28 protein-coding genes are annotated in these 26,511 nt (G+C 66.7%); 8 read left to right on the forward strand and 20 right to left on the reverse strand.

Annotated elements, in window-relative coordinates:
* Positions 1-10 precede the first annotated feature (10 nt).
* The 4 genes from SFB74_RS29960 to SFB74_RS29975 form a co-directional block, all read right to left on the reverse strand.
* Positions 11-721: a DUF2242 domain-containing protein gene (locus SFB74_RS29960; RefSeq protein ID WP_432728036.1), complete on the reverse strand. Its 711-nt coding sequence runs from the start codon at positions 719-721 to the stop codon at positions 11-13.
* An 86-nt stretch (positions 722-807) separates the two neighbouring features.
* On the reverse strand, positions 808-1,467 hold the full coding sequence (locus SFB74_RS29965; protein ID WP_432732021.1) for a nucleoside/nucleotide kinase family protein: 660 nt from the start codon (positions 1,465-1,467) through the stop codon (positions 808-810).
* A 37-nt stretch (positions 1,468-1,504) separates the two neighbouring features.
* Positions 1,505-2,029 carry an alpha-ketoglutarate-dependent dioxygenase AlkB family protein gene (locus tag SFB74_RS29970; RefSeq protein WP_432728037.1) on the reverse strand — a complete coding sequence of 175 codons (525 nt, stop codon included), beginning with the start codon at positions 2,027-2,029 and terminating at the stop codon, positions 1,505-1,507.
* A 34-nt stretch (positions 2,030-2,063) separates the two neighbouring features.
* Positions 2,064-3,338 carry a Glu/Leu/Phe/Val family dehydrogenase gene (locus SFB74_RS29975; RefSeq protein ID WP_432728038.1) on the reverse strand — a complete coding sequence of 425 codons (1,275 nt, stop codon included), beginning with the start codon at positions 3,336-3,338 and terminating at the stop codon, positions 2,064-2,066.
* Positions 3,339-3,570: 232 nt separating this feature from the next.
* Between SFB74_RS29975 and SFB74_RS29980 the strand changes: the two genes are divergently transcribed.
* From SFB74_RS29980 to SFB74_RS29990, 3 genes are all read left to right on the forward strand, one after another.
* Positions 3,571-3,897, forward strand: a complete 327-nt coding sequence (locus SFB74_RS29980; protein WP_432728039.1) for a DUF4148 domain-containing protein — start codon at positions 3,571-3,573, stop codon at positions 3,895-3,897.
* 137 nt (positions 3,898-4,034) lie between these two features.
* Entirely contained in the window at positions 4,035-4,493 is a 459-nt protein-coding gene (locus SFB74_RS29985; protein ID WP_432728040.1) for a hypothetical protein, read from the forward strand.
* A gap of 138 nt (positions 4,494-4,631) precedes the next feature.
* A complete protein-coding gene (locus tag SFB74_RS29990; RefSeq protein WP_019657564.1) occupies positions 4,632-5,099 on the forward strand; it encodes an Lrp/AsnC ligand binding domain-containing protein in 468 nt (155 codons plus the stop codon).
* 14 nt (positions 5,100-5,113) lie between these two features.
* Here the strand turns inward: SFB74_RS29990 and SFB74_RS29995 are convergent, their stop codons facing one another.
* Positions 5,114-5,818 (reverse strand): YggS family pyridoxal phosphate-dependent enzyme, encoded by a 705-nt coding sequence (locus SFB74_RS29995; RefSeq protein ID WP_432732022.1) that lies wholly within the window; start codon positions 5,816-5,818, stop codon positions 5,114-5,116.
* Positions 5,819-5,869: 51 nt separating this feature from the next.
* Between SFB74_RS29995 and SFB74_RS30000 the strand changes: the two genes are divergently transcribed.
* Both SFB74_RS30000 and SFB74_RS30005 read left to right on the forward strand, forming a co-directional pair.
* Positions 5,870-6,913: a type IV pilus twitching motility protein PilT gene (locus tag SFB74_RS30000; RefSeq protein ID WP_093206426.1), complete on the forward strand. Its 1,044-nt coding sequence runs from the start codon at positions 5,870-5,872 to the stop codon at positions 6,911-6,913.
* Positions 6,914-6,940: 27 nt separating this feature from the next.
* Complete coding sequence (locus SFB74_RS30005; protein WP_093206425.1) at positions 6,941-8,077, forward strand: PilT/PilU family type 4a pilus ATPase; 1,137 nt, start codon at positions 6,941-6,943, stop codon at positions 8,075-8,077.
* Between the two features lie 5 nt (positions 8,078-8,082).
* On the opposite strand, the gene SFB74_RS30010 is transcribed toward SFB74_RS30005, so the two are convergent.
* Both SFB74_RS30010 and SFB74_RS30015 read right to left on the reverse strand, forming a co-directional pair.
* Entirely contained in the window at positions 8,083-9,636 is a 1,554-nt protein-coding gene (locus tag SFB74_RS30010; protein WP_432728041.1) for an MFS transporter, read from the reverse strand.
* Entirely contained in the window at positions 9,633-10,115 is a 483-nt protein-coding gene (locus SFB74_RS30015; protein WP_432728042.1) for a MerR family transcriptional regulator, read from the reverse strand. Before SFB74_RS30015 ends, SFB74_RS30010 begins: the two co-directional genes overlap by 4 nt.
* Before the next feature lie 87 nt (positions 10,116-10,202).
* On the opposite strand from SFB74_RS30015, the gene SFB74_RS30020 reads away from it, so the two are divergent.
* On the forward strand, positions 10,203-11,111 hold the full coding sequence (locus tag SFB74_RS30020) for an NAD(P)-dependent oxidoreductase (RefSeq protein ID WP_125952207.1): 909 nt from the start codon (positions 10,203-10,205) through the stop codon (positions 11,109-11,111).
* Between the two features lie 61 nt (positions 11,112-11,172).
* On the opposite strand, the gene SFB74_RS30025 is transcribed toward SFB74_RS30020, so the two are convergent.
* The 3 genes from SFB74_RS30025 to SFB74_RS30035 all read right to left on the reverse strand — a co-directional run bounded on the left by SFB74_RS30025 (position 11,173) and on the right by SFB74_RS30035 (position 13,072).
* Positions 11,173-12,000: a BON domain-containing protein gene (locus SFB74_RS30025; RefSeq protein WP_432728043.1), complete on the reverse strand. Its 828-nt coding sequence runs from the start codon at positions 11,998-12,000 to the stop codon at positions 11,173-11,175.
* Entirely contained in the window at positions 11,997-12,608 is a 612-nt protein-coding gene (locus SFB74_RS30030; RefSeq protein WP_432728044.1) for an SIS domain-containing protein, read from the reverse strand. The genes SFB74_RS30025 and SFB74_RS30030 overlap by 4 nt, the downstream gene beginning before the upstream one ends.
* Before the next feature lie 86 nt (positions 12,609-12,694).
* Positions 12,695-13,072, reverse strand: coding sequence for a YraN family protein (locus tag SFB74_RS30035; RefSeq protein WP_432728045.1), 378 nt, complete (start codon positions 13,070-13,072; stop codon positions 12,695-12,697).
* Positions 13,073-13,142: 70 nt separating this feature from the next.
* Here SFB74_RS30035 and rsmI point away from each other — a divergent pair, with 70 nt between their 5' ends.
* On the forward strand, positions 13,143-14,096 hold the full coding sequence (rsmI, locus tag SFB74_RS30040) for a 16S rRNA (cytidine(1402)-2'-O)-methyltransferase (protein ID WP_432728046.1): 954 nt from the start codon (positions 13,143-13,145) through the stop codon (positions 14,094-14,096).
* Here the strand turns inward: rsmI and SFB74_RS30045 are convergent.
* On the reverse strand, positions 14,093-14,638 hold the full coding sequence (locus tag SFB74_RS30045; RefSeq protein WP_432728047.1) for an RNA 2'-phosphotransferase: 546 nt from the start codon (positions 14,636-14,638) through the stop codon (positions 14,093-14,095). The genes rsmI and SFB74_RS30045 overlap by 4 nt on opposite strands.
* Positions 14,635-15,528 (reverse strand): LysR family transcriptional regulator, encoded by an 894-nt coding sequence (locus SFB74_RS30050; RefSeq protein ID WP_432728048.1) that lies wholly within the window; start codon positions 15,526-15,528, stop codon positions 14,635-14,637. The genes SFB74_RS30045 and SFB74_RS30050 overlap by 4 nt, the downstream gene beginning before the upstream one ends.
* Positions 15,529-15,633: 105 nt before the next feature.
* On the opposite strand from SFB74_RS30050, the gene SFB74_RS30055 reads away from it, so the two are divergent.
* Entirely contained in the window at positions 15,634-16,137 is a 504-nt protein-coding gene (locus SFB74_RS30055) for a hypothetical protein (protein ID WP_432728049.1), read from the forward strand.
* Between the two features lie 37 nt (positions 16,138-16,174).
* On the opposite strand, the gene SFB74_RS30060 is transcribed toward SFB74_RS30055, so the two are convergent.
* The 8 genes from SFB74_RS30060 to SFB74_RS30095 form a co-directional block, all read right to left on the reverse strand.
* On the reverse strand, positions 16,175-16,903 hold the full coding sequence (locus tag SFB74_RS30060) for a glutathione S-transferase (protein ID WP_432728050.1): 729 nt from the start codon (positions 16,901-16,903) through the stop codon (positions 16,175-16,177).
* 107 nt (positions 16,904-17,010) lie between these two features.
* Positions 17,011-17,547: a hypothetical protein gene (locus SFB74_RS30065; RefSeq protein ID WP_432728051.1), complete on the reverse strand. Its 537-nt coding sequence runs from the start codon at positions 17,545-17,547 to the stop codon at positions 17,011-17,013.
* 12 nt (positions 17,548-17,559) lie between these two features.
* Entirely contained in the window at positions 17,560-19,428 is a 1,869-nt protein-coding gene (locus tag SFB74_RS30070; protein WP_432728052.1) for a LysM peptidoglycan-binding domain-containing protein, read from the reverse strand.
* Between the two features lie 18 nt (positions 19,429-19,446).
* A complete protein-coding gene (locus SFB74_RS30075; RefSeq protein WP_432728053.1) occupies positions 19,447-22,194 on the reverse strand; it encodes a type VI secretion system Vgr family protein in 2,748 nt (915 codons plus the stop codon).
* 288 nt (positions 22,195-22,482) lie between these two features.
* Positions 22,483-23,610 carry an FAD-dependent monooxygenase gene (locus SFB74_RS30080; RefSeq protein WP_432728054.1) on the reverse strand — a complete coding sequence of 376 codons (1,128 nt, stop codon included), beginning with the start codon at positions 23,608-23,610 and terminating at the stop codon, positions 22,483-22,485.
* A 25-nt stretch (positions 23,611-23,635) separates the two neighbouring features.
* The gene (locus SFB74_RS30085; protein ID WP_432728055.1) at positions 23,636-24,733 is read right to left on the reverse strand and encodes an ABC transporter substrate-binding protein; all 1,098 of its coding nucleotides are present in this window, start codon (positions 24,731-24,733) and stop codon (positions 23,636-23,638) included.
* A gap of 49 nt (positions 24,734-24,782) precedes the next feature.
* Positions 24,783-25,673: an ABC transporter permease gene (locus tag SFB74_RS30090; protein WP_432728056.1), complete on the reverse strand. Its 891-nt coding sequence runs from the start codon at positions 25,671-25,673 to the stop codon at positions 24,783-24,785.
* Positions 25,674-25,686: 13 nt separating this feature from the next.
* Positions 25,687-26,493: an ABC transporter ATP-binding protein gene (locus SFB74_RS30095; RefSeq protein WP_432728057.1), complete on the reverse strand. Its 807-nt coding sequence runs from the start codon at positions 26,491-26,493 to the stop codon at positions 25,687-25,689.
* Positions 26,494-26,511 lie beyond the last annotated feature (18 nt).

The following is a 26,511-nucleotide window of genomic DNA, read 5'->3' on the forward strand; positions in this document are numbered from 1 at the left end:
GCTTCCGGCTTCAGCCCCGGTTGGGCGACGAAGTCACGGGATAGGTGACGGCCGGTGCCGGATCGGATGCCGGGGCGGCGGCTGGCGCAGGCGCCGCGGCCGGCGATGCGACCGGCGTTTCCTCGGGCTTCGTCGCGGCTTCGTCCTCCGCCTCAGGCCCTTCGAGGTAGCGGTCGAGCAGCGAGAAGAAGCGGTCGTAGAAGCGCTCGTCGGTCAGCGTCTCGCTCGCCACCTTCACCATCGCGTCGTCGCTGCCCGAGAACGGCAGCGAGAGCGAGCCGATCGCGCCCACGCCAAGGCTCGCCGAGTTGTTGACCTTCTTGAGCCCGTAGCGGTCCTGCAGCGCGGTGGCGAAGGCCACGGTGCTTTTGCTCGCCTTGCCGCTCCGGGTGCTTTCCCGCGCGCAGACCACGCGGAACTCGACCTCCACATGCACCTCGGCCGCCGGCTGGAAGCTCTTGCGGCCGGTGACGAGATCGGAGTTGGCGGCCGTGATCATGTAGCCCTGGCTCAGCAGCGCACGGCGCGCGGCCTCGCAGGTCTGGGCCTCGGTCGCCTCGTAGTCGCGGGTGTGGGTGGTGGTGGAACCGAAGGCCTCGGGCTCATAGTTGACCCGGCGGGAGGTACTGCCGCAACCGGCGAGCACGAGGGCGGAAAGCAGGCCGATGACGACGGCCCGGGCGTGGACGACAGGAAGAAAAGAGGAGTGCATGGACGGCATGAAGCGGCGAATGCTAACCGGCGGCCTTGCCGGCAAGCCTTCGAGCGCGCCCGTGCAGGCGCGTTCCCGCCACGCGGTCGAAATTTTCAGGACCAGGGCAGCACGTGATGCGCCCGCACCCGCGTCGCCGCGATCAGCCGCGCGTTCGGCGCGTCGGTGCTCGCTACCCAGGCGCGCGCTTCATCGGCGCTGCGGCCGAACTGCTGGTGGCGGCGCACCAGGCGCTCCTCCCGCAGGGCATCGTCGATGTCCACGTACCAGACCTCGTCGAGCATCGCGGCCGCGCCGGCCCACGGACCGACGTCGTGCAGCAGGTAGTTGCCCTCGGTGATGACGAGCTGCGTCGAAGGCAGCACGGCGATCGCGCCGGCGATCGGCTCCTCGATCTCGCGGCGAAATTCGGGCGCATAGACGATGTCGCCGTCGGGCCGCTGCTCGCGCAGACGCTGCAGCAGCGCAACGTAGCCGGCGCTGTCGAAGGTGTCGGGAGCGCCCTTGCGACCGGCACGGCCGAGCCGTTGCAGCTCGACATTGGCAAGGTGGAAGCCGTCCATGGGAACGACCTGCGCGCGGTCGGCACCCACCGCCTGCAAAAGCGCCGCCGCGAGCGTGGACTTGCCCGCGCCGGGCGCGCCGACGAGCCCCAGCAGCCGACGCTGCCCGCTGGCCATGAGGGCCTGCAGGCGGGCGGTGCTTTCGGGGGGAAGAGAAGGAAGCGGGAGGCTCTGCGCGGGGGTGGTGGTCATCCCCCTGAGCGTAGCTTCTTCGGACGTCAAGAAATCATCAGCTGATCAGGATCGCGCGAAACGTCAGACTGATGCGCTCCCCGACGCCCTCGGCCTTGGGAATGGCATGGAGCCAGTCCCGCTGCACGGCGTCCGACATGTAGAGCAGCGAGCCGTGAGGCAACGGGTATTCGAAGCGCAAATTCCTGTCAGCTTTGCTGCGGTATGCAATCGACCGTGTGGCTCCGATCGAAACGATCGCGACGCCCGTACCGGGCGCCAGTGCCGTGACGTCGTCCGAGTGGAAGCCCATTGACGACACGCCGTCGGCATAGTGGTTCAACAGGCAATTGTTGGGACGAAAGTCGAGCTCGGCTTCGATCCTGTCGCACAGAACCTCCAACTCCGAGGGCATCGGCACTGGCTCATAGGCAATCTGCGAATAGTCGTACGGCACGCCGAAGCTTGCAGTCTTGCGTGCGCGCATGCGCTCGTCCCACTTCACCGCGGACCGAAGCCATTCGAGAAGGGCATCGGGCGACGCGATGAACGCGGGATCGAGGTGGATGGGCGGGCCGCTCATGGGCCCGCAGGATACAGGGACCGTCGCTTCCAGATCAGGGATACAGACCGCGTTCTTGGCGAGCCATCAGGATGCGCTCGCAGGCCACCGCGTACGTCGCCGTGCGCAGGGTGATCTTGTGCTTGTCCGCCGTGTCCCAGATGTGGTTGAGCGCGTTCATCATGATGCGGTCGAGGCGCACGTTGATCTCGTCCTCGTCCCAGAAGAAGGACGAGAAGTCCTGCACCCATTCGAAGTAGCTCACGGTCACGCCGCCGGCGTTGCAGATCACGTCGGGCACCACCAGCACGCCGCGCTCGGCGAGGATGTCGTCGGCCTGCGGCACGGTGGGGCCGTTGGCGCCTTCGAGCACCAGCTTGGCGGTGGTCTTCTGCGCGCGCTCGGCGGTGAGCTGGCCTTCGAGGGCGGCCGGGATCAGGATGTCGCAGGGCGTGTTCCAGAAGTCCTCGTTCGGCACGATGTCGCCGCCGGCCTTGAAGCCGATCACGCCGTCGGTGCGCGAGATGGGCACGAGCTTGGCGAGGTCGAGGCCGTTGCTGTTGACGATGGTGCCGGTGTGGTCCTGCACAGCGACGATCTTGGCGCCCGCTTCGGCGAAGAGCTCGGCCGCGACGGAGCCCACGTTGCCGAAGCCCTGCACGGCGATGCGCGCGCCGCGCAGGTCGAGGCCGAGGCGGCGCGCCGCTTCGCGACCGGTGACGAACACGCCGCGGCCGGTGGCCTTCACGCGGCCCAGCGAGCCGCCCAGGTGCAGCGGCTTGCCGGTGACGACGCCGGTGGCGGTGCCGCCGACGTTCATGGAGTAGGTGTCCATCATCCACGCCATGATCTGGGCGTTGGTGTTGACGTCGGGCGCGGGGATGTCGGTGTGCGGGCCGATGATGATGCCGATCTCGCTGGTGTAGCGGCGGGTGACTTTCTCGAGCTCCTGCAGCGAGAGTTTCTTCGGGTCGACGCGGATGCCGCCCTTGGCGCCGCCGTATGGCAGGTTGACGGCCGCCGTCTTGACGGTCATCCAGGCCGACAGGGCCATCACTTCTTCGAGCGTGACGTCGGGGTGGAAGCGGATGCCGCCCTTGCCCGGGCCGCGGCTCATGTTGTGCTGCACGCGGTAGCCCTCGAAGTGGGCGATGGTGCCGTCGTCCATTTCGATGGGCACGTCGACGATGAGCGCGCGCTTGGGGCGCTTGAGGGTTTCGACCCAGCGGGCCAGCGGGCCGAGGTACGGCACGACGCGATCGACCTGCGAGAGATATGTGCCCCACGGGCTGTTGGCTGTAGGACTGACGAAGGAGAGTTGTTCGCTCATATGAGTTCCCTTGCTTGGTTTGTTAGGGTGGCCGCAACGATAGACCTCCGCCGCGCGTTGCGCCATGGCTTATGCGCGCCGCGGAGGCGGTTATGCAAGAGAGGTTGGTGGCGCCGCGGCGCGCACATTGCGCCGATGTAATCGCGGCGTGCGGAGGCTGACGGCCTCGCTTCCTAGATTGGCACGGTCGGCGCCATTTCCGGCGACGGCGAACAACCAGGAGACACCGACCATGCCGCATCGCACGCTTCTTCTTTCTTCTTCCCTTCTCGCCGCCGCCGCGCTGGCACCGCTGGCCGCGTCCGCCGCCGGCGAGTACCACTTCGCGCCCACCGAGGCCGGCGTGACGCGCTACCCCGATCACGCGAAGCAGGACCCCTCGCGCGACAGGGTCGTCGCCGAACTGGCCACCGCGCAGAAGCAGCCCGCCTGGAACAGCGTGAGCCGCGGCGCGCCCTGGCCCGCCGCACGCGCCGGCCAGCCCGCCACGCGCGAGGCGGTGGAGGCCGATGCCATCAAGGCCATGCGGGCGGGAACGATCCCGTCGGGCGAGCGATAGGCACGCACGAACCCGTAGATGACAGAAACGTCATCGACGGGTTATCGACCTCGCGGATCCGCTTCGTAGAGTTGGCTTCACCAACCAGGGCAACCCAAGCAATCAACCAACCAACGTCACACATCAAGGAGTAACGAATGAGCAAGCAAGCTTCCGCCACCCGACTGATCGGCACCGCCGCCCTCGCCGCCCTGCTGGGCACGATCGCCGCGCCGAGCTTCGCCGGCAACTACGCCGAGGGCGATCCGCGTCCCGCGCCGCTGGCCTCGTCGACCACGCGCGCCGCGGTGACCGCCGACGCGGTGCAGTGGCTGAAGACCGCGCCCACGCAGGGCTACACCAGCGGCTACCAGCAGGAGCCGCTGGTGGTCTCGGCCAACAGCCGCGCCGCCGTGGCGGCCGACACGCGTCTCTGGATCCAGTCGGGCCTGGCGGCCCAGCAGGCCAGCGAAGCCGGCGCCGATTCGATGAAGCCGGGCTACCGCGAAGCTGCCGCCGAATACGCCAAGCTGCGCGCAAGCCCGGCCTACGGCGCCCTGGTCGACCAGCTCAAGAACCAGCAGGCGGCCGCGCAGTCGCAAACGCAGGTTCGCTGACGGCACGCGGAACGCGCGGTGCCCCCTTGGGTAATCCAGGGTAGGCCGCCGGCAGTTCCTTGGTTCTATCTCCTACGGCATGAGGTCATAGACCGCATCTTTTGCCACGAATCGATGCCTGAGCCGGATAATCCTCCGATGCTCGACCTGGACCGCATCGATCTGCGTCTTCTGAAGATCCTTCAGGAGGACGGCCGCATCACCAACCTCAAGCTGGCCGAGGCGGTGGCGCTCTCGCCCACCGCGGTGCTGGCGCGGGTGCAGCGGCTCACGCGCGACGGCTTCATCCAGGGCTACGAGGCGCGGCTCGATCCGCACAAGCTCGGCCGCGGCTTCACCGTCTTCGTCGAAGTGCTGCTCGATCGCACCACGCCCAACGTGTTCGACCAGTTCAAGGCGGCCGTGCAGGTGCGCGACGAGATCATGGAATGCCACATGGTCGCGGGCGGCTTCGACTACCTGCTCAAGACCCGCATGGCCGACATGGCCGCCTACCGCGAGTTCGCGGGCACCGTGCTGTGGCAGCTGCCCGGCGTGCGCGAAACGCGGACCTATGCGGTGATGGAAGAAGTGAAGAACAGCGCGCGGCTGCCGCTGGGAGTCTGACGAGCAAGGAGCAGTCAGGCCGGCTTGGCGTAGGTCCGCCCGCCGAAGATCGCCGTACCCACGCGCACCATGGTGCTGCCTGCGCTGATGGCGGCCTCGAGGTCCGCGCTCATGCCCAGCGACAGCGTGTCCAGCGCGATGCCCGCGTCGCGGATCGACTGGTACACCGCGTGCGCGCGCAGGCACAACTCGCGCTGCGCTTCGAAGCCGGCGGCCGGCTCCGGAATCGCCATAAGCCCGCGCAGCCGAAGTTGTGGCAAAGCCGCCACAGCGCGCGCCAGCGCAAGCGCCTCTTCAGGAGGCACGCCGGACTTGTTGGCGCCGCCGTCCACATTAACCTGAAGGCATACATCCAGCGGCGGCAGGTGCACCGGCCGCTGGGCCGAAAGACGCTCGGCGATCTTCAATCTGTCGATGCTGTGGACCCAGTCGAAGTGCTCGGCCACGGGCCGCGTCTTGTTGCTCTGAAGCGGCCCGATGCAGTGCCATTCGAGGGAAGAACGCAGGTCGGCGAGGGCTTCGATCTTGTCCAGCCCCTCCTGCACATAGTTCTCGCCGAAGGCCGACTGGCCCGCCGCGTGCGCCTCGCGCACCGCATCCGGTCCGAAGGTCTTGGACACCGCCAGCAACCGCACTTGCGCGGGGTCGCGGCCGGCCGTTACACATGCCTTCGCGATCCGGTTGTTTACTTGCTGGAGGTCGTCGCCAATCATCGTCATAATCGTCCAAAATCGTATCAAAACGTCACGAAACCCGAGCCGAGGAGCCCCGTGGACATCACCCAACTGCTGGCGTTCAGCGTCAAGAACAAAGCCTCCGACCTGCACCTTTCCGCGGGCCTGCCGCCCATGATCCGCGTGAACGGCGACGTGCGCCGCATCAACGTCGACGCGCTCGACCACAAGGGCGTGCACGCCATGGTGTACGACATCATGAGCGACACGCACCGCAAGCACTACGAAGAGTTCCTGGAGGTCGACTTCTCGTTCGAGATCGACGGCCTCGCGCGCTTCCGCGTGAACGCCTTCAACCAGGCGCGCGGCGCGGCCGCGGTGTTCCGGACCATTCCTTCGAAGATCCTCACGCTCGAACAGCTCAATGCACCGAAGATTTTCGGCGAACTGGCGCTCAAGCCGCGCGGGCTGGTGCTGGTGACGGGCCCCACGGGCTCGGGCAAGTCGACCACGCTGGCCGCGATGATCAACTACCTCAACGAGAACGAGTACGGCCACATCCTCACGGTGGAAGACCCGATCGAGTTCGTGCACGAGTCGAAGAAGTGCCTGATCAACCAGCGCGAAGTGGGGCCGATGACGCTGTCGTTCTCCAATGCCCTGCGCTCCGCGCTGCGCGAAGACCCCGACGCCATCCTGGTGGGCGAGCTGCGCGACTTGGAAACCATCCGCCTGGCCATGACCGCCGCCGAAACGGGCCACCTGGTGTTCGGCACGCTGCACACCTCGTCGGCCGCCAAGACCATCGACCGGATCATCGACGTGTTCCCCGGCGAAGAGAAGGAAATGATCCGCGCGATGCTCTCGGAGTCGCTGCAGGCCGTGATCTCGCAGACGCTGTGCAAGACCAAGGATGGCCAGGGCCGCGTGGCGGCGCACGAGATCATGCTGGGCACGCCGGCCATCCGGAACCTGATCCGCGAGGCCAAGGTGGCGCAGATGTACTCCACCATCCAGACCGGCCAGGGCTCGGGCATGCAGACGCTGGACCAGAACCTGACGGAACTGGTGCGCCGCAATACCATCTCGGCAGCAGAGGCCCGCGGCAAGGCCAAGATCCCCGAAAACTTCCCCGGCTGATCCACAGCCCTTCGGAGCACCGACATCATGGAACGCGATCAAGCCAGCCAGTTCATCAACGACCTGCTCAAGCTCATGGTGAGCCGCAACGGCAGCGACCTGTTCATCACGGCCGACTTCCCGCCGGCGATCAAGGTCGACGGCAAGGTCACCAAGGTCTCGCAGCAGGCGCTGGGCGCGCCGCACACGCTGGCGCTCACCCGCTCGATCATGAACGACCGCCAGACGGCCGAATTCGAGCGCACCAAGGAATGCAACTTCGCGATCTCGCCGACCGGCATCGGCCGCTTCCGCGTGAACGCCTTCGTGCAGCAGGGCAAGGTCGGCATGGTGCTGCGGACCATTCCGGCCAAGCTGCCGACCATCGACGGCCTGGGCATGCCGCAGGTGCTCAAGGACGTGTCGATGACCAAGCGCGGCCTGTGCATCCTGGTGGGCGCCACCGGCTCGGGCAAGTCGACCACGCTGGCCGCGATGATCGACTGGCGCAACGAGAACTCGTTCGGCCACATCGTGACGGTGGAAGACCCGGTCGAATTCGTGCACCCGCACAAGAACTGCGTGGTGACGCAGCGCGAAGTGGGCATCGATACCGACAGCTGGGAGGCCGCACTGAAGAACACGCTGCGCCAGGCACCCGACGTGATCCTGATGGGCGAAATCCGCGACCGCGAGACCATGGAGCACGCCGTGGCCTTCGCTGAAACGGGCCACCTGTGCATGGCAACGCTGCACGCCAACAGCGCCAACCAGGCGCTGGACCGGATCATCAACTTCTTCCCCGAAGAGCGCCGCGCCCAGCTGCTGATGGACCTGTCGCTGAACCTGCGTTCGCTGGTGTCGCAGCGGCTGGTGCCGACGGAAGACGGCCTGGGCCGCGTGGCCGCAGTGGAAGTGCTGCTGAACACGCCGCTGATTTCCGACCTGATCTTCAAGGGCGAGGTGGGCGAGATCAAGGAGATCATGCGCAAGAGCCGCAACCTGGGCATGCAGACCTTCGACCAGGCGCTGTTCGACCTTTTCGAGAGCCACTCGATCAGCTTCGAAGACGCCATCCGCAACGCCGACTCTGCCAACGACCTGCGCCTGCAGATCAAGCTCAACAGCCAGCGTGCGCGCAGCACCGACCTGGCCGCGGGCACGGAGCACTTCGCGATCGTCTGATCGGATCAGTCGATCGTCCGCTGCCACGCGGCGAACACGCCGGCAGCCAGCGCAATCACAGCCATCGCGGTGAAGCCGTCGAGCGAGGCCATGAACGTGGCCTGCTGCTCCAGCGTGCGCCACAGCGTGCCGAGCGCCATCGCATGCGCCTCGCCGGCCGCATGGCCCGCCGCGGCGAAGCTGCGGGTCAATGAATCCAGCGCCTGCATGAAGCTCGCGTTCGCGGCATTGGCCGATTCGCTCAGCCGCACCTCGTGCAGCGCCAGCCGGTGCTGCTGGAGCGCGATCACGGTCGAGGTCGCGAACGAGATCGCCAGCTGGCGCACGAGATTCTTCAGGCGATAGCCGTGCGCGAACTCCTCCGCCGCGAAAGGCTTGAAGGTGAGGTTGGCGACCGGCAGCACGACGAACAGCATCAGCAGCCCACGCAGCAGCAGCGGCACCAGCAGGGCCTCGCGCCCGGCCTGCGGCGTGACGCGCGACAGCAGCCACGCCGCCAGCGCCGCGATGCCGAAACCGACGACGATCAGCCACTTCTTGCGCGCCAGCCGCGCCGAGTACTTCAGGTAGACGAACACCAGCAGCCCGGTCGCGAACGAAGCCGCTCCCGTGAAGTAGCCGGTGTTGCCCACGGTGAAGCCCAGGCCGCCTTCCATCATGCGCGGCAGCAGGTAGCTGAAGCCCGTCGAGAGGTAGTAGTAGACGACGTAGAGCGCCAGCCCGACGCGGAACGACGCATTGCGCAGCGCATGCAGCCGCACCAGCGGTGCCGGGTGCCTCCACTGCTGCCAGCCGAACCATGCGAGCCCCGCCACGCCCGCGATGGTGAGGCCGATGAGCGCGGGCGAGCCGGCGAAGAGTTCGAAGTGCGAGCGTGTCAGCACCACCTGCAGCGCGGCCTGCGCGAGCGCGAACACCACGTAGGCGACGTAGTGCGGCTCGGTGCGCTCGTGCGGCTCGACGTCGCCGATGTCGGGCAGCGTCCAGAGCACGAGCAGGCCGATCAGCGCCGCGGCCGGCGCGGTACTCGCGAACAGCCAGCGCCAGTCGAAATTGGCGACCAGAAAAGCGCCCGCGATGGGCGCCAGCGCGCCGCCGAAGACGATCAGCACCATGAAGGCCTTCAGCGCCTTGGCGCGGCGCGCGGGCGGAATGCCGATCTGGATCAGGATGCGGCAGGCGCCCAGCATCGGCCCGACGAAGTAGCCCTGCAGGGCCCGCGCGGCCGTGAGCTGCATCGAGCTGTCGCACAGCGCCGCACCCACGCCGCCCGCGGCGAAGGCGAACATGCTGACGGCCAGGTAGCGCCGGTAGCCCAGCCGCTCGATCCACGCGTGCTGCTGCAGGATGCCGAGCACCGCGCCCAGCGCGTAGGCGCTCGAGGCCCACACGAGCTCGTCGGGCGAGGCGTTCACGCCGCCGGCGATGTAGCTGGCGAAGAAGGCGAAGAGCGCGTTGTCGAAATAGTCGATGGCCGTGACGAGGCCGATGGCCCAAGGCAGCAGCGCGACCGCGGCACTGCTGCCGCGCGAAGGCCATGCCAAGGCCGTCGTGCTCATGATGCAGGCCGTTCCTTGCGGCGCTGTTCGAGCGCCTCTTCCACCGGCTCGCCGCCAAGGCGGCGCTCCACGTAGTCGAGATCGCGCCTGAGCTGCGCCTGCAGCGCCGCGGCTTCCTTGAGCTCGCGGCGGACTTGCGCCACGCGCGCGTCGAGCGTCGCCAGCTGCCCGGTGAGGGTTTCGCGCAGCGTCTTGAGCGAGGCATTCGACAGCCGCGGACGCCCGCCTTCGGCCGGCGCCTCCATCGGCTGCTGAAGCATCGCGGTGATGGCCGTGAGCGAGAAACCCAGCGAGCGCATGCGCAGCACGCGTGCCAGCTTGTCGAGATCGGCCTGCTCGTAGAGGCGGTAGCCGCCCTCGCTGCGCACCGGCACCACGATGCCAAGTTCCTCGTAGTACTTGAGCGTGCGCGGCGTAACGTCGAGCCGGGCCGCGGCATCGCGCACGGTGATGGTCCTGGCGGGGTTCTGGTCGGTCATGATGGGGCGATTCTACCAAAACCTGCACGTTCACGTACATGTTAGGCGCATCCCACCTGTCGTGGAATGGCTTTAAGCTGTGCCCCCATGAGCAGCATCAACCCCCGCACCTACGAATCCATCCCCGCACAGACAGTGGCCTTCCTCGGCCTCGGCGTCATGGGCGGCCCGATGGCCGGCCACCTGGCCAAGGCCGGCCACAGCGTCACGGTCTACAACCGCACCCCCGCCAAGGCACAGGCCTGGGCCGCCGAATTCGGCCCGCCCGGACGCCACGCCGCCACCCCGCGCGAAGCGGCCGCCGGTGCCGACATCGTGTTCTGCTGCGTCGGCAACGACGACGACCTGCGCTCGGTGGTGCTGGGCGACGACGGCGCCTTCGCCGGCATGAAGAAGGGCGCGGCGCTGGTCGACCACACCACCGCCTCGGCCGACGTGGCGCGCGAACTCTCGAAGGCAGCGCAGGCGCTGGGCCTGCACTTCATCGACGCGCCCGTCTCGGGCGGCCAGGCCGGCGCGCAGAACGGCGCGCTCACGGTGATGTGCGGCGGCGACGCGGCGGTGTTCGAACGCATCAAGCCGGTGGCCATGGCGTTCTCGCGCGCGGTCACGCTGCTTGGCGAGAGCGGTGCCGGCCAGCTCGCGAAGATGGTGAACCAGATCGCCATTGCGGGGCTGGTGCAGGGCCTGTCCGAGGCCATCGCCTTCGGCCAGCGCGCCGGCCTCGACATGGAAGCCGTGCTGGGCGTCATCAGCAAGGGCGCGGCCCAGAGCTGGCAGATGGAAAACCGCGGCAAGACCATGATCGAAGGCAAGTTCGACTACGGCTTCGCGGTCGACTGGATGCGCAAGGACCTGGGCCTCGTGCTCGACGAGGCCAAGCGCAACGGCGCGCGCGTGCCGGTGACGGCGCTGGTCGACCAGTTCTATGCCGACGTGCAGCAGGCCGGTGGCCAGCGCTGGGATACCTCGAGCCTGATCACCCGGCTCAAGTAGAAAGGTGCCGAGATAAAAAAAGCCCGCATCAGCGGGCTTTTTGTTCTGGCTCGGCAGCGCCTCAGCGCACCGGCGAGGTCGTCACCCCGCTCGAGGACGGCGTCGACGAGGACGAGCCCGAAGCGGGCAGCGGCTCCATCGGCGGCAGCGGCACGCGCGAGGTGGAAGAGGATGAAGGCGACGAAGGCGTGGAGGGCGTTGCCGAGGTCACCGGCGCCGGCCCCGTGCCGCCGCGCTGCGCCGCGGCCTGGTTCGCCGCCTGGCTGGCCGCCAGATCGGCCTCGCTCACGACCTCGACCACGCGCACGACCTTGACCACGCCCGACACGCCGCGCGTGATCTCGGTGGCGCGATCGGTCTCGCGCCGCGTGGCGATGCCCATCAGGTAGACCACGCCGCGCTCGGTCACCACCTTGAAGGAATTGGCGAAGATGTCCTTGGCGTCGAGCAGCGAGGCCTTCACCTTGCCGGTGATGTAGAGGTCGTTCGAGCGGTCCTGGAAGGTGCTGGAGGAACCGACGGTCAGCTCGTTGACCACCGAGCGCACGTTCACGATGCGGCCCACTTCATCCTCGACGCGGCGGCGATCGGCATCGCTGCCGACGGCGCCGGTCAGCAGCACCTGGCGGTTGTAGCTGGTGACGCTCACGTACATCTGGTCGTTGGCAATGTCGCGCACGCGGGCCGCGGCGCGCAACTCGATGCCCTGGTCGTCCAGTTGCGCGCCCGAGCTGCGGCGGTCGGTGGCCACCATGCCCACGCCCACCACGGCCGCGCCGCCCACGACGAGCGGCACGCAGGCGGAAAGTCCGGCCACCATTGCGGCGCCCAGTGTCAGGGCAAGGGCGAAACGTTGGGTCGATGTCGTCGTCATGGTCGTCAAGGTCATGAGGAAGCTTCCTGTTCTCCGAGTAACTGGGCGTCCACGCCGTCGCACAGGCAATGCAGCGCGATCTGGTGGATCTCGTGGATGCGCGCCGCACGCTCGTGCGGCACGCTGATCTGAACGTCGGTCTCGCGCAGCGCGCGGCCGATGGCGCCGCCGGCGCCCGATGCCGCGTTGCCCAGCAGCGCGACCACGGTCATGTCACGCTCGTGCGCCGCGGTCACCGCGGCCAGCACCGATGCCGACTGGCCGCTGACGCTCAACGCGAGCAGCACGTCGCCGGCCTGGCCGAGCGCGCGCACCTGCCGGGCGAAGCGGTCGGCATCCGTGGCCTCGGCGCTGTCCGCTGCGGGGTCTGTGGCATCGCCGGGCAGCGCGATGGCGCCAAGCTCGGGCCGTTCGCGCTCGAAGCGGCCCACGAACTGCGCGGCGAACTGGGCCGCGAGCAGTCCCGAGACGCCTGCGCCGCAGGCGAGCACCTTGCCGCCGCTGGTCACGCAGGCGAGGATGGCCTGCATCGCTTGGGAGATGGGTTTGCTGAGTACCGGCCCGGTCTGGTACTTGAGGTCGGCACTGTCGATGAAGTGCTGCTGAATCCGTTGCTCGAGCATGGGGCGGGATGATAACTGGGGGCTGTGAAACAAGACGTTCGAGTTGTGGAGCCTCCTGCGAGGCTTCAGTTCCCTTGCGGGGCGCTTCAGCCGGCGTCGAAGGCGGCCTGCAGCCACGTGATTTTCTCTTCGACCAGCACCACGTCGAAGCGGCACGGCGGCAATGTGCGCAGCCGGCTCAGGTAGTGCTGCGCGGCGAACACGATGCGCCGCTGCTTCAGCCCCGTGATGCTGCCGCCCGCGCCGCCATGCGCGCCGGTGCTGCGCTGGCGCACCTCCACGAACACCAGCGTGCCCATGGGCGACGGGCGCGGATCGCGCATGATCAGGTCGATCTCGCCGCCGCCGCGTCCGGGCGTCCGATAATTGCGGGCAAGCAGCACGAGGCCGGCGTACCGCAGGTGGTCGAGCGCGGCGTCTTCCGCCGCATCGCCGCGATGCTTCGTTGTGGTGTCGGTCTTCATGGCCCTCCCTGCCCGACTGCAAAAGGTCTTCTTTTTTCTTGCTGCCTGTTCGTTCCGACGGAGAAACCCCTTGGCTTCACTCGCCCCCGCTTCCTTTGGCGCCGCCCTCGCGGCCGCCCACGATGCCGCGGGTGCGCAGCATTATCCGCAGGGCACGCTCTACGTCGTCGCCACGCCCATCGGCAACCTGGCCGACATCACGCTGCGCGCATTGCACGTGCTGCAACTCGTGGACGCCATCGCCTGCGAGGACACGCGACACACGCAGACCCTGCTGCGTGCCTACGGCATCGACCGCCCCGGCTCCCGGCTGCTGGCGGTGCACCAGCACAACGAGGCCGAAGCCTCTCAGGCCGTGGTCGCGCGGCTCGCCCAAGGTGAGCGCATCGCCTACGTCAGCGATGCGGGCACGCCCGGCGTGAGCGACCCCGGCGCGCGGCTCGCGGCCGCCGTGCGCGCGGCCGGGCAGCGCGTGCTGCCGCTGCCGGGCGCCAGCAGCGTGACCACGCTGATCGGCGCAGCCGGGCTGGTGGCCGACGGTGGCGACGGCAATGCCAGCAGCAGCGCCTTCGTCTTCGCGGGCTTCCTGCCGAGCAAGGCGGGCGAGCGCGACACGGCCGTGCAGGCGCTGTCGCAGGAGCCGCGCGCGGTGGTGCTGCTCGAGGCACCGCACCGCATCGAGAGCCTTGCGCGCGCACTGGCCACGTTGGGCGGGCGCCGCGTCACCGTGGGCCGCGAACTCACAAAGCAGTTCGAGGAAATCGCCACCGTCGCGGCCAGCGCCCTGCCGGACTGGTTCGGCGCCGACCGCGACCGCACGCGCGGCGAATTCGCGCTGGTGCTGCACCCCGTGGCCGTGAGCGGCGACGGCGGCGCGGAAGGCGAGCGCGTGCTGCGCCTGCTGCTGGCCGAGCTGCCCGTGAAGACGGCCGTGAAGCTCGCGGCCGAAATCAGCGGCGCGCCGCGCAACACGCTCTACGACACCGCCCTGCGCATCCGCAACGAGGCGGAGCAGCAGGACTAGTCCGCCGGCGGAAGCAGAAACTCCGGCGGCACAGCTGCCGTCAGCCAGACGCCGTTCTCCGCGCGATGGAAGACGCGGCCCAGCGCATGCATGCGGCCCGCATCGACGGTGAGCACATGCGCCTTGCCGTGGCGCTGCCCGACCTGCACCGCCGTGGCTTCGTCCGCGGACAGATGCACGTGCTGCCGCGAACCCGGCAGCAGTCCCTGGGCGCGGATGGACGCCAGGAAGCGCGTGGCCGTGCCGTGGAAAAGAAGCGGCGGCGGTGCAACCGCCTCGAAACTGCGGCTGACCTGCGGCGTCGAATGCCCTTGCAGCGCGCGGATGCGCAGCCCGTCGGCCGACAGCTCATACCGCTTCTTCGTGCCCGAGTCGATGGCCAGCAGGACATCCGCCGTCGCCAGGTCGCGCCCTGTAGCCACGGCCCCGGCCACCAGCGCCTCGATGACGGCCCAGCCCTGCGTATCGAGCCGCAGGCCGATGGACTCCGGCGCGTGCCGCAGCACGTAGGCGATGAACTTGCTGGCGTCTTCGGGCGTCATCGGGTCTTCCAGTGGTCGCCGTGCGCCAGCAGCGCGTCCATCAGCCGCTGCACGTGCGCGGTCGGTGGCCGGTCGGCTGCATGGAACACGTGGTAATCGAGCGACGGATAGCCCTGCAGCGGAATCGCCGCCAGGCCATTGGGAATGTGGCAACAGGCATTCACCACCGTCAGGCCGAAGCCCAGCTGGGCGAAACGCAGCATCAGCTCCCAGCCATTGGCTTCGAGCGATGGCTGCCACTGCACCGACTCGGCCTGCAGCAGCCGGCCCAGCAGCTCGCGATGCGGCCGCCCCGCCGGCGGCACGATCAGCTGCGCGCCCTTGAGATCGCGCAAGCGCACCGACTTGCGCGAGGCCAACGGATGCGCACGCGGCACGACCAGCACCTGCCCCACGGCGGTCAGCCGCACGGCACGCAGGTCGGCAGGCACCGTGCCGAGCGGCGCGATGCCGAGATGCGCCTGCCCCGAACGCACCGCCTGGATCGACTCGTCTCGACCGCGCGTGAGCAACTGCAGGTGCGGCGATGCCCCCGCGCCCGAGAAGCGCGACAGCGCCTTGCCGAGCAGGTAGAGGTATGCGCCCTCGCCGGCCGCCAGCGTGACCACCGGGGCGTCCTGCCCCTGGGCCAGCCCCTTCACGAAGCGCTGGTTGAAGGCGAGCAGCTCGCGCGCATGCCGCGCAACCTGCTCGCCTGTTGCCGTGAGCTCGAGGGCTCCGCCCACCCGCACGTAGAGCTTCGCGTCGATCTGCTCCGACAGCTTGCGCACCTTGGCGTGCAGCGCCGGCTGGCTGATGTGCAGGAGGCGCGCCGACTCGCTGAAGTTCAGCGTATCGGCGAAGACGGCGAACGACTGCAGCGCGTCGAGGTTGGTGCGGGGGATGTCCATGTGGCTATCCATTTTATGGATAGCACATCCAATATCAGTAGTTCCTGATGATGGGCTTCATTTCTACGATCCGCCTGCTTCAACACACAAGAGGAACAGGAAGAAATGAAGAACACATCCGCACCCGCACTTCCGCGTCTCGGCATCGACATCGGCCGCGTGCTCATCGCGGCCGAAGGCGCCGACGGAGCGGACACTTCGTTCATCGGCGGCTCGCTGGAAGACGCGCTGAACACCCCGCCCTACGAAGGCATGTTCGACGCGGTGGCGCCGCTGGTCGAGAAGTTCGAAGGCCGTGTCTGGCTGGTATCGAAATGCGGCCCGAGCGTGCAGGCCAAGAGCCGCGCATGGCTGGGCCATCACCGCTTTTTCGAGCGCACCGGTATTCCGTCCGCGAACCTGCGCTTCTGCCTGCAACGCCCGCAGAAGGCCGATCACTGCCGCGAATTGCGCGTCACGCATTTCATCGACGACCGCAGCGATGTGCTGCGCCACCTGGAAGGCATCGTGCCGAACCGGTATCTGTTCGGCCCGCAGCGCAAGCCGGTGACGGTGGAGGGGCTGGTGTTGCTGCCAGCCTGGAAGGACGCGGCCGCGCTCGTCGGCTGACTGAGTCTGGCGGCGGAACTCGGCGGCCGAGATCCGGCTAGCCGTCCAGCTCGGCGTAACGCCTGAAGATGCCGTCCTCGTTGAACGCGATACGGCGCGGGCTCTGCAGATAGGCCTGCACGCGCTGGCGGCGCCGGACATTGGCGTGCAGCTTCTCGACCGCGGGCGTCGCGGCCAGTGCGCGGGCCGTGGCCTTCGGAAACGCATAGCGCAAGCCGTCCACCAGCTGGAACAGCGACAGGTCCGCGTAGGTCAGCGTGTCGCCCACCAGGTGCAGGCTGCCCGCGGGGTTGCGCTGCAGCACCCGCTCGAACCAGTTGAGGAATTTCGGGATGCGCTCATCGCGAAAGGCCCGCGCGCGCATCACCGCCGCATCGCGCTGGTCTTCATAGTAGGCGCCGACCGAGATCGGATGGTGCGTGTCGTGCGCCTCGGCCACCGCGTCGGCGATGGTGAGCTGCAGCTGGTGCGTCCACAACCCGTCGGACTCGCCCACGCCCGACAGGCCAAGCCGCGGCCCAAGGTACAGCAGGATCGCGGCGGTTTGCCCGACCACGATGTCGCCGTCGACGAGAAATGGCGGCGCAAAGGCGGGACGAGCGCTATCGGGATCGCCCAGCCGCTCGCCAAGAGCGGATTCGCCCCCGCCTTCGGCCTCGGGCAACCGCGCTACATCGACATAGTCCGCACCGGCGGCCTCGAGCGCGAGCCGAACGAATTCACCGCGGCCCTGGATGGTGGGCCAGTAATGGAGTTGGTAGGGCATGGAGGATGGTGGCACGAGTTCGACGCTCACCGCAACGGCGCGGAGCAGACGCTAGCAAGAAAGCGCGCGGACGCAATTTATTGAAAGACAAATAACTGGGCGTGCATCTAAGGAGCCCGCGTAACGGGCGGCAAAAGAACACAAAACGCTTCTTCAATTTCTCGAATCGTTGGATCTGACTTATCCGATGTCATTTTGTAGGTTTTTATTTTCTTTCCGCCAACTACAAAATTCATCATTCGAGGGTATTTTTTTCCAGCATACACCACGACTCCGTCCAGCCCTTCATCCACTCCGTTCTCAGAGTCTCGAAATGTCCTCAGAAGTCGATCTAACTTATCGAGTGAGGCTTTATTCTTCTCAAGAAAAACCTCTTTAATCAGATCATTCGTTATCCCAGCGGGGCGTTTTTTCATGTACAACGCGGAGCCCCAAGCTGCCCAGTCAACACCACACTCCTTGTCAATTCTGCCAGAGCGTATAAATTCTCGAATTGTGGAACTCACATCCAACCCGCCTGACCCTTCATCAAGATTGACCCACATTACCAATCGATCATCTCTATACCCAGCAAGTGACGTAAAAGGAAGAGAAGAAAAGGCGAGCAACACAACGATATAAATAAAAAATTTCTTAAAAAACATTGATCACTCCATTCATAAAGTATTTTCTTTTGGCTGCACCCCCCGTTTAGCCGGCTTATCAGGGGGTATTCCCAACATCAAGTTCAAGGACACAATGTTCATTTTTTCAATGCCTGGAGCCCCCAGATCCTTTTTCGCTTGCTCATAATAAGCAACAGGAACAAAATATTTCAAATAACTTGAACTTCCGGCATTCTCAACCTCCACCCTTCCATCTTTTCCTCTGACCTTCACAGGAGCTCGCAGCCTTTTCGAAAAAGGAGAAAACCTAATCTGGCTGCGTTGATTTCCTCCGAGCAAAATCAATTTTTCCTCATCATTCTCGGCATAGACAAATCCGACATGATTACCATGTCCTACCTTGGATGTAACCATTGCAATGGCACCATATATCGGTCTCTCCAGCTCGACAAATAATGGATTTCTGATTTTTGGTGTCGTTTTTTCTGCTTTCTCCTTTGGTCCATCGACCTCGTAGAACCCATGCGCACGGGCTTTCGCCACCTTGCGATTGGGAAAACCAGCGTTTTCGATTGGATATTTCGCCTGCATCAGGCACCAGTTAACAAAGGCGGCACACCACGCATTGCTGTTGCCGTACATGGCCTTGAGTCCGTCGTCTACCTCGACGTGGTAATTGATCTTGTCTTGGAGGGTGAGCTCGAGTTCTCCCTGCCTGAGCTTCGCTTCCGCAATGGCAATGGGCATCCAGGGAACACGCCCTGGCACCGGATTGATCAGCGCCAGAACCTTCCCCGTCCCCTCCTTCGATCGCTCCGAATCCGATGACCTGATTCCGGAAGGAATGGGCGGCGGTGGAGGAGAAACCGCTTTTCGCCTCGACGGCACTGTCGGTGCCTCCGAGGTCGATGGCTTGGCGGCAGCTGCGGCAGGAGGAGCAATCGAAGGCCTGTGATCCGGCCTTGCCTTGCCGCTCCCTGTGATCCGCAACACCTCACCGGGATAGATCCTGTCGTGCTCCAGCTCGTTGTCATCCCTGATGGCTTCCACGCTGGTGCGATACAGCTTCGCGATCTTCCAGAGGCTGTCGCCAGGCTGCACCACGTAGCTCATGGACTTCTTCTGGCCCGGAGTCGAGCTGTTGATCTTTTCCGAGCCGGCAACGCCCTTCCATCTCTTGAATTTCGCCAGAAGGTTGAAGTCCTGTCCGACGTCACCCTGGATGGTTCCGACCGCCACGGCCTCCTTGCTCTTCGGATCCGTCACCTTGACGTGCACGGCCGATTTGTCGGCGGGATGAATCACGGGAGGGAAGCGCCCGGCGGCATCGGACCTGACCGTTTCCTCCCTGCCGCCTCTTTGCAGAATGATCTCCGTGTCGGGCAACGGCTGGCTGCCATCGGTCGCGTTGATCCTGCTCACGGCAACCCAGGTTTCCTTTCGCGTGTCGGCGTTCGCGTGGTAGCCCTCGATCTCGGCGATGCTGCTCACGATCTTCTCGAGTTCGGCGTCGCTGCATTCGCCGATCTTTCTGCCGGCCGGAATGCCGCTGGTCCTGAGCAGGTCGCGCACATACTTTTCCGTGTCGTTCTCCTTCTTCGGGGCGTAGACGGGAATGGCCTCGGAGATCGTCCTGTCGCCGTGCAGGCGCTTCAGGTTCGCCTTCAGTTCTTCACGGCCGGCGCTTTCATCGGGAAAGATCAGAAAGGTCCTGCCAGATCGGGTCGTGGCGAAGCCGATGTAGCCCTTTGCCTTTCTGGGCGAAGGCACGCCGTCGACCACCCGGGCGGTCACGTCGCCGGGGTTGTTGATCCGCCATGGCAGTGTTCCGCCCGAGCGCAGCAGGTGCCGGCCGTCTTCGCAGATGAATTCGGCGACTTCGATGTTGGGGTGGTAGGTTGCAGATATCAGTCTGGGCATGGCTGTGTATCCGTGTGCTCAGGCCAGCCCGCTCAGGTGGGCTTCGACGGCCGACTCGGGAAGAAAGTGGCCTTGATCGAAAGCGCTTCCCGGCCGGGCATACCTGGAGCCCTCCGCATCCGGCGACCCGGGTTCATCGTCATCGTCGATGGCAGCGCCTTCGTCGCTTTCCGGCTCGTCGTGCGTCGCACGCATCGTCGGAACGGAGGTCCAGTCCCACGCCTCTTCGCCCACGATCAGCACCGCCTCGTCCGGCGTTTCGAAGCCGACCCTGGGCAGACGGCCGTCTTCCGGGATGACTCCCTCGGCCATGGTTTCCCGCTTCTCGCCCAGGATCCTGTAGGGCAGCCCTGCCATTCCCACGTGCTTGAAGATCTCGTCGCTGCCGAGGGGCGCGAAGCGGACGCTGTACCTGTCGTCATGGCTCACGCCTTCCATGCGCAGGCGCTTGGCCATGTCCATCGGCCCCGCGTAGCTGTGGGTGGCCGCATGCTCGCGCCACAGGCCCTGGGTGCCGTGGACGATGCCCGAGGCGCTCCACCTCGAGAAGCTGCCGCCGCCGTTGACGACGATTTCTTCCCTGGCGGTGATGCTGATCCTGTCGGACTCCAGCTTGATGTCGAGCTTCGCCAGAAGCTTGATGCTGTTCTGCAGGGCGACGATGTCGATGCCGGCTGTCGCCGCAGTCAGGCGGATCGCCTTGTACGCGAAGAGTCGCGCGGCCTCCTTCACGCTCACCAGGAAGCTCCTGCCCGCGCTGATGCTGGTGTGCCCGCCGCTGCTCAATGCGTTGTGCGTGATGCTGGCGATATGGGTGGCACCCGCCGCTGTGCTCTGGATGCCGGCAGCGCTGGCGAGCACGAGGTGCGGCTCGCCTAGTTCCAGGAACGCGCCCTGCCGTGAACCGACGCCTGCGTCGGACCTGCCCTTGATGGCGTCGTTCTGCTCCTTGAGGACTTGCGTGACCGCATCCTGGTCTCCTGCCTCGTGCGCCTTCGCTTCCAGTGCGGTCTGGCTCTGGCGCTCATGCAGGTCGCGCGCGGCGGTCAGGCGCGCGACGGTTTCTCCGAGATCGGTGACATGCGCCTGAGCATCGGGTCGCGGCTCGGTGGTGAGCAGCAAGCCCCTTGCGGCACGCACGGCGGCATGACCGTCGGTGCGCAACTCGGCGCCCTCGCCCCGGTCGTCCTTGCGGCCCGCAGTGTCATCGATGCGCCCGATATGGCCGAGGCTCAGGCTGCTGCTGAGATGGTCGCTCCTGAGTTGAGCCTGGATCTTTCGCGGATGGTCGTCCAGCACCAGATGGTTGCCCCGCGATCCGCCCACCCCCAACTCGCGGCTGCGAATGCCCGACAGATTCTTCTGGTCGGGCAGGCGCCATGCAGGCATGTTCTCGGCGTTGAACACGCGCCCGGTGATGATCGGGCAGTCAGGGTCGCCGCTCAGAAAATCGACGATCACTTCCTGGCCGATGCGCGGCAACGCGGCCGCACCGAAAGTCTCGCCGGCCCAGGCCATGGACACGCGCACCCAGCAGCTGGAGTTTTCATCGCGCTGCCCCCATCGATCCCAGTGGAACTGGACCTTGACGCGACCGTACTGGTCGACCCAGATTTCCTCGTTCTTCGGCCCGACCACGATGGCGGTCTGAGGACCACGGGTACGTGGCTTCGGCGTGATGCGCGGCGGCCGCCACGCATGGCCGGCGGGCTGCGCCTCGAAGCCGAAGCGCTGGACGGAGCCCTCGCCGGCACTGGCGCCTTCGGTGGCCTGGAGGTTCTCCCGCAGGTCGTAGTCGACGCTGGTCAGAAGATATTTCTGGTTCTGGTCGTCCCTCGGGTGTCCCGCCAGCAGGAAGGTGCGGCCCGGCGCGAGTTCGCGCCTGTTGGAACGGCCGCGCGCAACGCAGCGGCCGCTCAGCTGCTCCTCGGTCCGGATGCGCGCGCAGGTTTCGCCGTCGTCGTACTGCCTGTAGCCGCCGGGCCATTCGTAGAGCTCGAAGTCGTCGTGCGCGTGGCCTGCTCGCAGCTCCCGCCGGCAGGAGAGGTCCGCCCTCGGCTTGAGAGGGTCGAACTCGTCGGTGAAGTGCAGGCCGGAGCGGATTTCTTCGCTCGCGCTCCACTCGTGGATGCGCTCGTTCGGCCCCTGGCCGCCTCCGGTCATGCCTGCCTGTTCCAGCGGGTGGAAGCGCACGGTGTCGCCTCCCGGCAGCGGATCGTGCGAGCTCGCGATGTCGTCCGCGAACACCAGCACGTGCCGCTGCGCCTCGTGCCTGAAGTAGTAATAGATGCCTTCCAGTTCGCACAACCGCGAGACGAACGAGAAGTCGCTCTCGTGGTATTGCACGCAGTAGTCCCGCACGCGGTACTCGCGGGCCAGCCGTTTCTCCACCGGATGGCCATAGCCCTGGAGCACATCGGCCACGACGTCCGGCACGGTCTTGCCCTGGAAGATGCGGAAGTCGCTGCGCATGGTTGCAAGCCACAGCCACGGACGCAGCCGCATTCGGTAGAAGCTGTGCCGGGCATCCTCTTCGCTCAGGCCGAAGGATGCGATGACGCCGCCCAGGTAGCGAGGCGCTCCGCTCTCCGTTTTCATCGCCACGGTGGCGGGCCTGCCGAGCAGCCTCTTCGGATCGATGCTGTTGCTGCTGCCCAGCAGATCGACCTCGAAGTCATGGAGCTGGCTCAGCGCCTCGCGGCCCGTCAGCCGCCGGAACTGCAGTTCCTCCCCGAGTGGGGTCTGAATGGAAACCCGCCGCGTCATCGCACCGCCGAAGACGCAGGAAAAAAGACGCACGACACCGGGCGCAAATGCCGGTGCGTGCCATCGAAGATGGACATGGATCCTCCCTGAAATCATTGCCGCTCTGGTCGGCGGCGTGTTTCGTCGGAGTATCCGAGCGCGTGGCGTCTTCCATTCGACACCTGCGAATACGGCGGCGGATTCGTGAACGAATTCGCGCGGCTTCAGCGACGCGCATCCCAGCGCGAAAGCACTGGTGTCGAATGTTCACAAGCCGGGTGGCCCGGCATGCAACGACCGACTGGTCGATCAGTTCACTTTCGCGAACCTCTCCGCGTACGCACGGAACATCGCGTTGCGTTCGTCGAGCGCACCCTGCGTCGCGGGCACCATGATCGGCGCGCCTTCGTGGGCAAATGCCTGGCACTGATCCACATAGGGCCGCAAGCGCTCGTGATAGACCGGAGATGCCTTCTTCATGTCGCCCCCGTGCTCGGTCCACGCATTCGCGAGCAGCTCGGCGGACACCATCGCCAGCGTCGTGCCCATGCCCGACAGCAGCGCGGCGCAGTGGCCCGCGTCGCCGATGACCGCGACGTTGCCGTTGATCCAGCCCGGCATGCGGGTCTGGCTGACCGAGTCGAAGTAGAAGCCCCGCGCATCGGGATCGGTGAACGCCGCGCGCATCGCGGGCACCTGCCATGCGTCGACGCGGGAGAGGAACCCGTCGATCAATCTGCGCTGCGCATCGAGATCGCGGTAGTCGTAGTCGATCTCGGGACTGGCGACGATCATCATCCCCTGCGGCCCGTCGCCCGCATCGCGTATCGCGATGGTGAGGCCGGGCACGTTGAGCATCGCGCGGTGCCACTCACGTCCGGCCGGAAGATCGACGAGCGCGACGTAATGGCCGAAGTGCCTCACGTAGTCCTTCTCCGGACCGAATGCCAGCCTGCGCACGTTGGAGTGCAGGCCGTCGGCGCCGACCAGGAGGTCGTAGCGGCCCCGCAGCCCGTCGGCGAAAGCAACCTCCACGCCGCCCGCACCGTCGTCGATCGACACGATCGAAGTCCTGAAGCGGAACTCGACGCCTTCAGGTATGGCGCCCAACAGGATCCGGTTGAGCCGGTCCCGCGTGATCTCGATGTCCTCGTCGGTCTCGTTGGCGAACCAGCGCAGGTCCAGGGTCGCGACCTGCGCTCCCGTACCGTCCAGAACCGGCGCCGGCTCGACGATGGCGACCTTCTCGTCGGCGATCTTCTCCAGGATGCCCATGCGTTGCGCCGTCGAGAGCGCGCGCCCGCGAACATCGATGGGCGCGCCACCCGGGCGCAGCCCGTCGGCCCGCTCGACGACGGTGACCCGATGCCCGAGGCGGGCGAACCAGCAGGCCGCCGAAAGGCCGGCCATGCTGGCGCCGGAGATGAGAACGTCCATGGCGTGTTCCTTTTCCACCTGCCGCCTACAGCTTGAATTCCCTGGCCATCTGGATCACCGCCTGCTTGTCGAAGGCGTTGATCTCGTCGATGAGCTCGTTGGTGTACAGCCGGCTCGGGTCGCCGAGCTCGCTGGCGAGCCTGGGGTTCTTCGTGCTCTCGGCGGTCATCTCGATGTTCGCCTTCCACTCGGCCGGCGACGAGGCGCCCATGCGCTGGTCCGGATCGTCGGGCCGGCGCATCCAGCTGCTTTTGCGGTCCTTGAGGATGAAAGCCAGCTCCTTGCGCGCCTCGTCCTCGCTGCGGCCCTTGGGGCGGCTCTCGGGGTAGGTCGCCCAGTGCAGGTCGATCGCCGCGTCGAGGTTGGCGTTCGAGAACAGGGTCGACTTCGCGACGCCGCGAAACAGCGCCACCAGCGACTTGCGCTCTTCCTTCAACAGCTTGCGCGGCACGCACAGCCAGCCCGATCCCACCTGCGCGAACTTCGGCGTGAGCGGCACGTAGCGCAGCCTGGTCCCCACCAGCTCGATGCGGGCGGCGGCGGTGTCGAAGGCCACCATGGCGTCCACGCGGTCGTTATCGATCGCCGCGCCGGCCGGCGCGCCGTCGCCGATGGCGATGTACTCGCAGCCGTCGTCCTTCAGCCCCAGCTCGGCCAGCATGGTCTTCGTGACGACGATGCCGGTGTCGCCCTGGCTGCGCACGCCGATGCGCTTGCCCGCGAGGTCGGCGGCCGACTTGATCGGGCTGCCGGGCTTCACCACGATGACGTTCGCATTGCGCGGCAGCCACTTGTAGACGCTCACCAGGTCGAGCGACCGGTCCTTCGCCATCGCCGGCAGCAGGATGCCGGGCACCGCCGGCCCGAAGTCCACGTGACCCGCGCGCAGGCTCTGCAGCGCCTGCGTCATGCTCGACATGTTGACGTACTCGACGTCCACGCCGTCCGGCTTGTAGAAGTTGAGCCTCGGGTGCTGGCCGGCGGTGCAGAAGCACTGCTGCGGGTCGTTCACCGCCGCGGTGTTCGCCACCTTCATCACCCGCACACTCTGCGCCAGCGCCGGCAGGCCGGCGGCCAGGCCCAGGGCGCCGAGGCCCAGGCCGAAATCACGTCGCGTCAACATGGCTCGCTCCTTCGATGGAAAAACGGGAATGGCACGTGCGGCGGCGGACTCAGACATTCACCGTCCGCTGCGAGGCGTCGGCCGGCATCCAGTGCAGCACGCGGCGCTGGATGCGGCGCAGCAGATCGGTCAGCACGATGCCTATCACCGAGAGCACCACGCACACCGCGAAGCTGCCGCCGGTGTCGGCCTGCGCCTCCATCTGCAGGATGAGCACGCCGAGCCCGGCCTGCGCGCCGACGAACTCGCCGACCACCGCGCCGACCACGCTGAAGGCCGCGGCCATGTTCAGCCCCGCGAAGATGTACGGCAGCGCGCTCGGAAACTTCGCCTTGCGGAAGATCTGCCACTGCGTGGCCGAGAGCGATCGCAGCAGGTCGATGCGGTCGGGGTCCACCGCCTTGAAGCCCGCGATGCTGGTCACCAGCACCGGGAAGAAGGTGAGCAGGCAGATGATCATCACCTTCGAGCCGATGCCGAAGCCCAGCCACACCACGATGATCGGCGCGACCGCCACCTTGGGCACGCTCTGCAGCGCGGCGACGTAGGGCTCCAGCAGCGCCTCGACCCTCGGCATCTGCGACACCACGATGCCGATCGCGAGGCCGACGCCGCTGCCGATGAGAAAGCCCAGAAGAATCTCGGTCACCGTCACGCCGCCGTGATACCAGAAGCCGTCCTTCGCGAGCGGCCCGGTGGCGAGGCCGCGCCACAGCGCGACCATGATGTCGCTCACCGGCGGCACCAGGTGCCCCGGCACCTTGAAGACCCGCACCGCGGCCTCCCACGAGCCGAGCAGCGTGGCGAGCAGCAGGATCGACTGCACCCGCGTCGACGCGAGGGGATTGGCGCGGCGCTTCGGCTTCTGCCTTGCCGGAGTGGGGGCACGATCCTCCGGCGGCGCGGCGGAACTGGTCTTGGCGAGCATGGCGGTGGTCATCTGCGGTCCTCTGTCAATCGAACGAAGCGGCATGCGAGAAGCGTTCGCGGATCGATGCGGACGCGGCGGCGAAGGCGGGATGCGACATCACGTCCATCGACCGCGGACGCGGCAGGTCGACCGGCAGCACGCGCTCCAGCGTGCCGGGGCGCGGCGACATCACGAACACCCTGTCGCCGAGGAACACCGCCTCGGGAATGGAGTGCGTGATCAGCACCACCGTCTTGCCGCTTTCCATCCAGATGCGCTGCAGCTCCAGGTTCATGCGCTCGCGCGTCATGGCGTCGAGCGCACCGAAGGGCTCGTCCATCAGCAGGATCTTGGGGTCGTGCAGCAGCGCCCGCGCGATCGAGGCGCGCTGCTGCATGCCGCCGCTGAGCTGGCGCGGCAGCTTGTGCTCGAAGCCGTCGAGGCGGACCATGTGAAGCAGCTGCATCGCGCGCTCGCGCGCCTGCTTCGCGGGGATACCCAGCACCTCGGCCGGCAGCATCACGTTCTCGAGGATGGTGCGCCAGGGCAGCAGGATCGAGCTCTGGAACACCACGCCAACGTCGCGCCGCGTGCCGCGTATCGGCTGGCCGTCGAGCACCACGCGGCCGATGTCGTAGTCGAGCAGGCCCGCGAGGATGCGCAGCAGCGTGCTCTTGCCGCAGCCGCTCGGCCCTACGATGGTCACGAAGCTGCCCTGCTCGATGCTGCAGTCGATGTCCTTCAGCGCGAGCACGCCCTCGCCGCCGTCGCCGAAATGCTTGGTGAGCCCTTCGATGCGGATGTAGTCGGGGCGGCCGTTCACCCGCGCGCGGTCGTGGTTCGTGCTCATGGCTTGGTTCCTTCGGGT

The sequence above is a fragment of the Variovorax xiamenensis genome (assembly GCF_050916385.1).
GTDB lineage: Bacteria > Pseudomonadota > Gammaproteobacteria > Burkholderiales > Burkholderiaceae_C > Variovorax.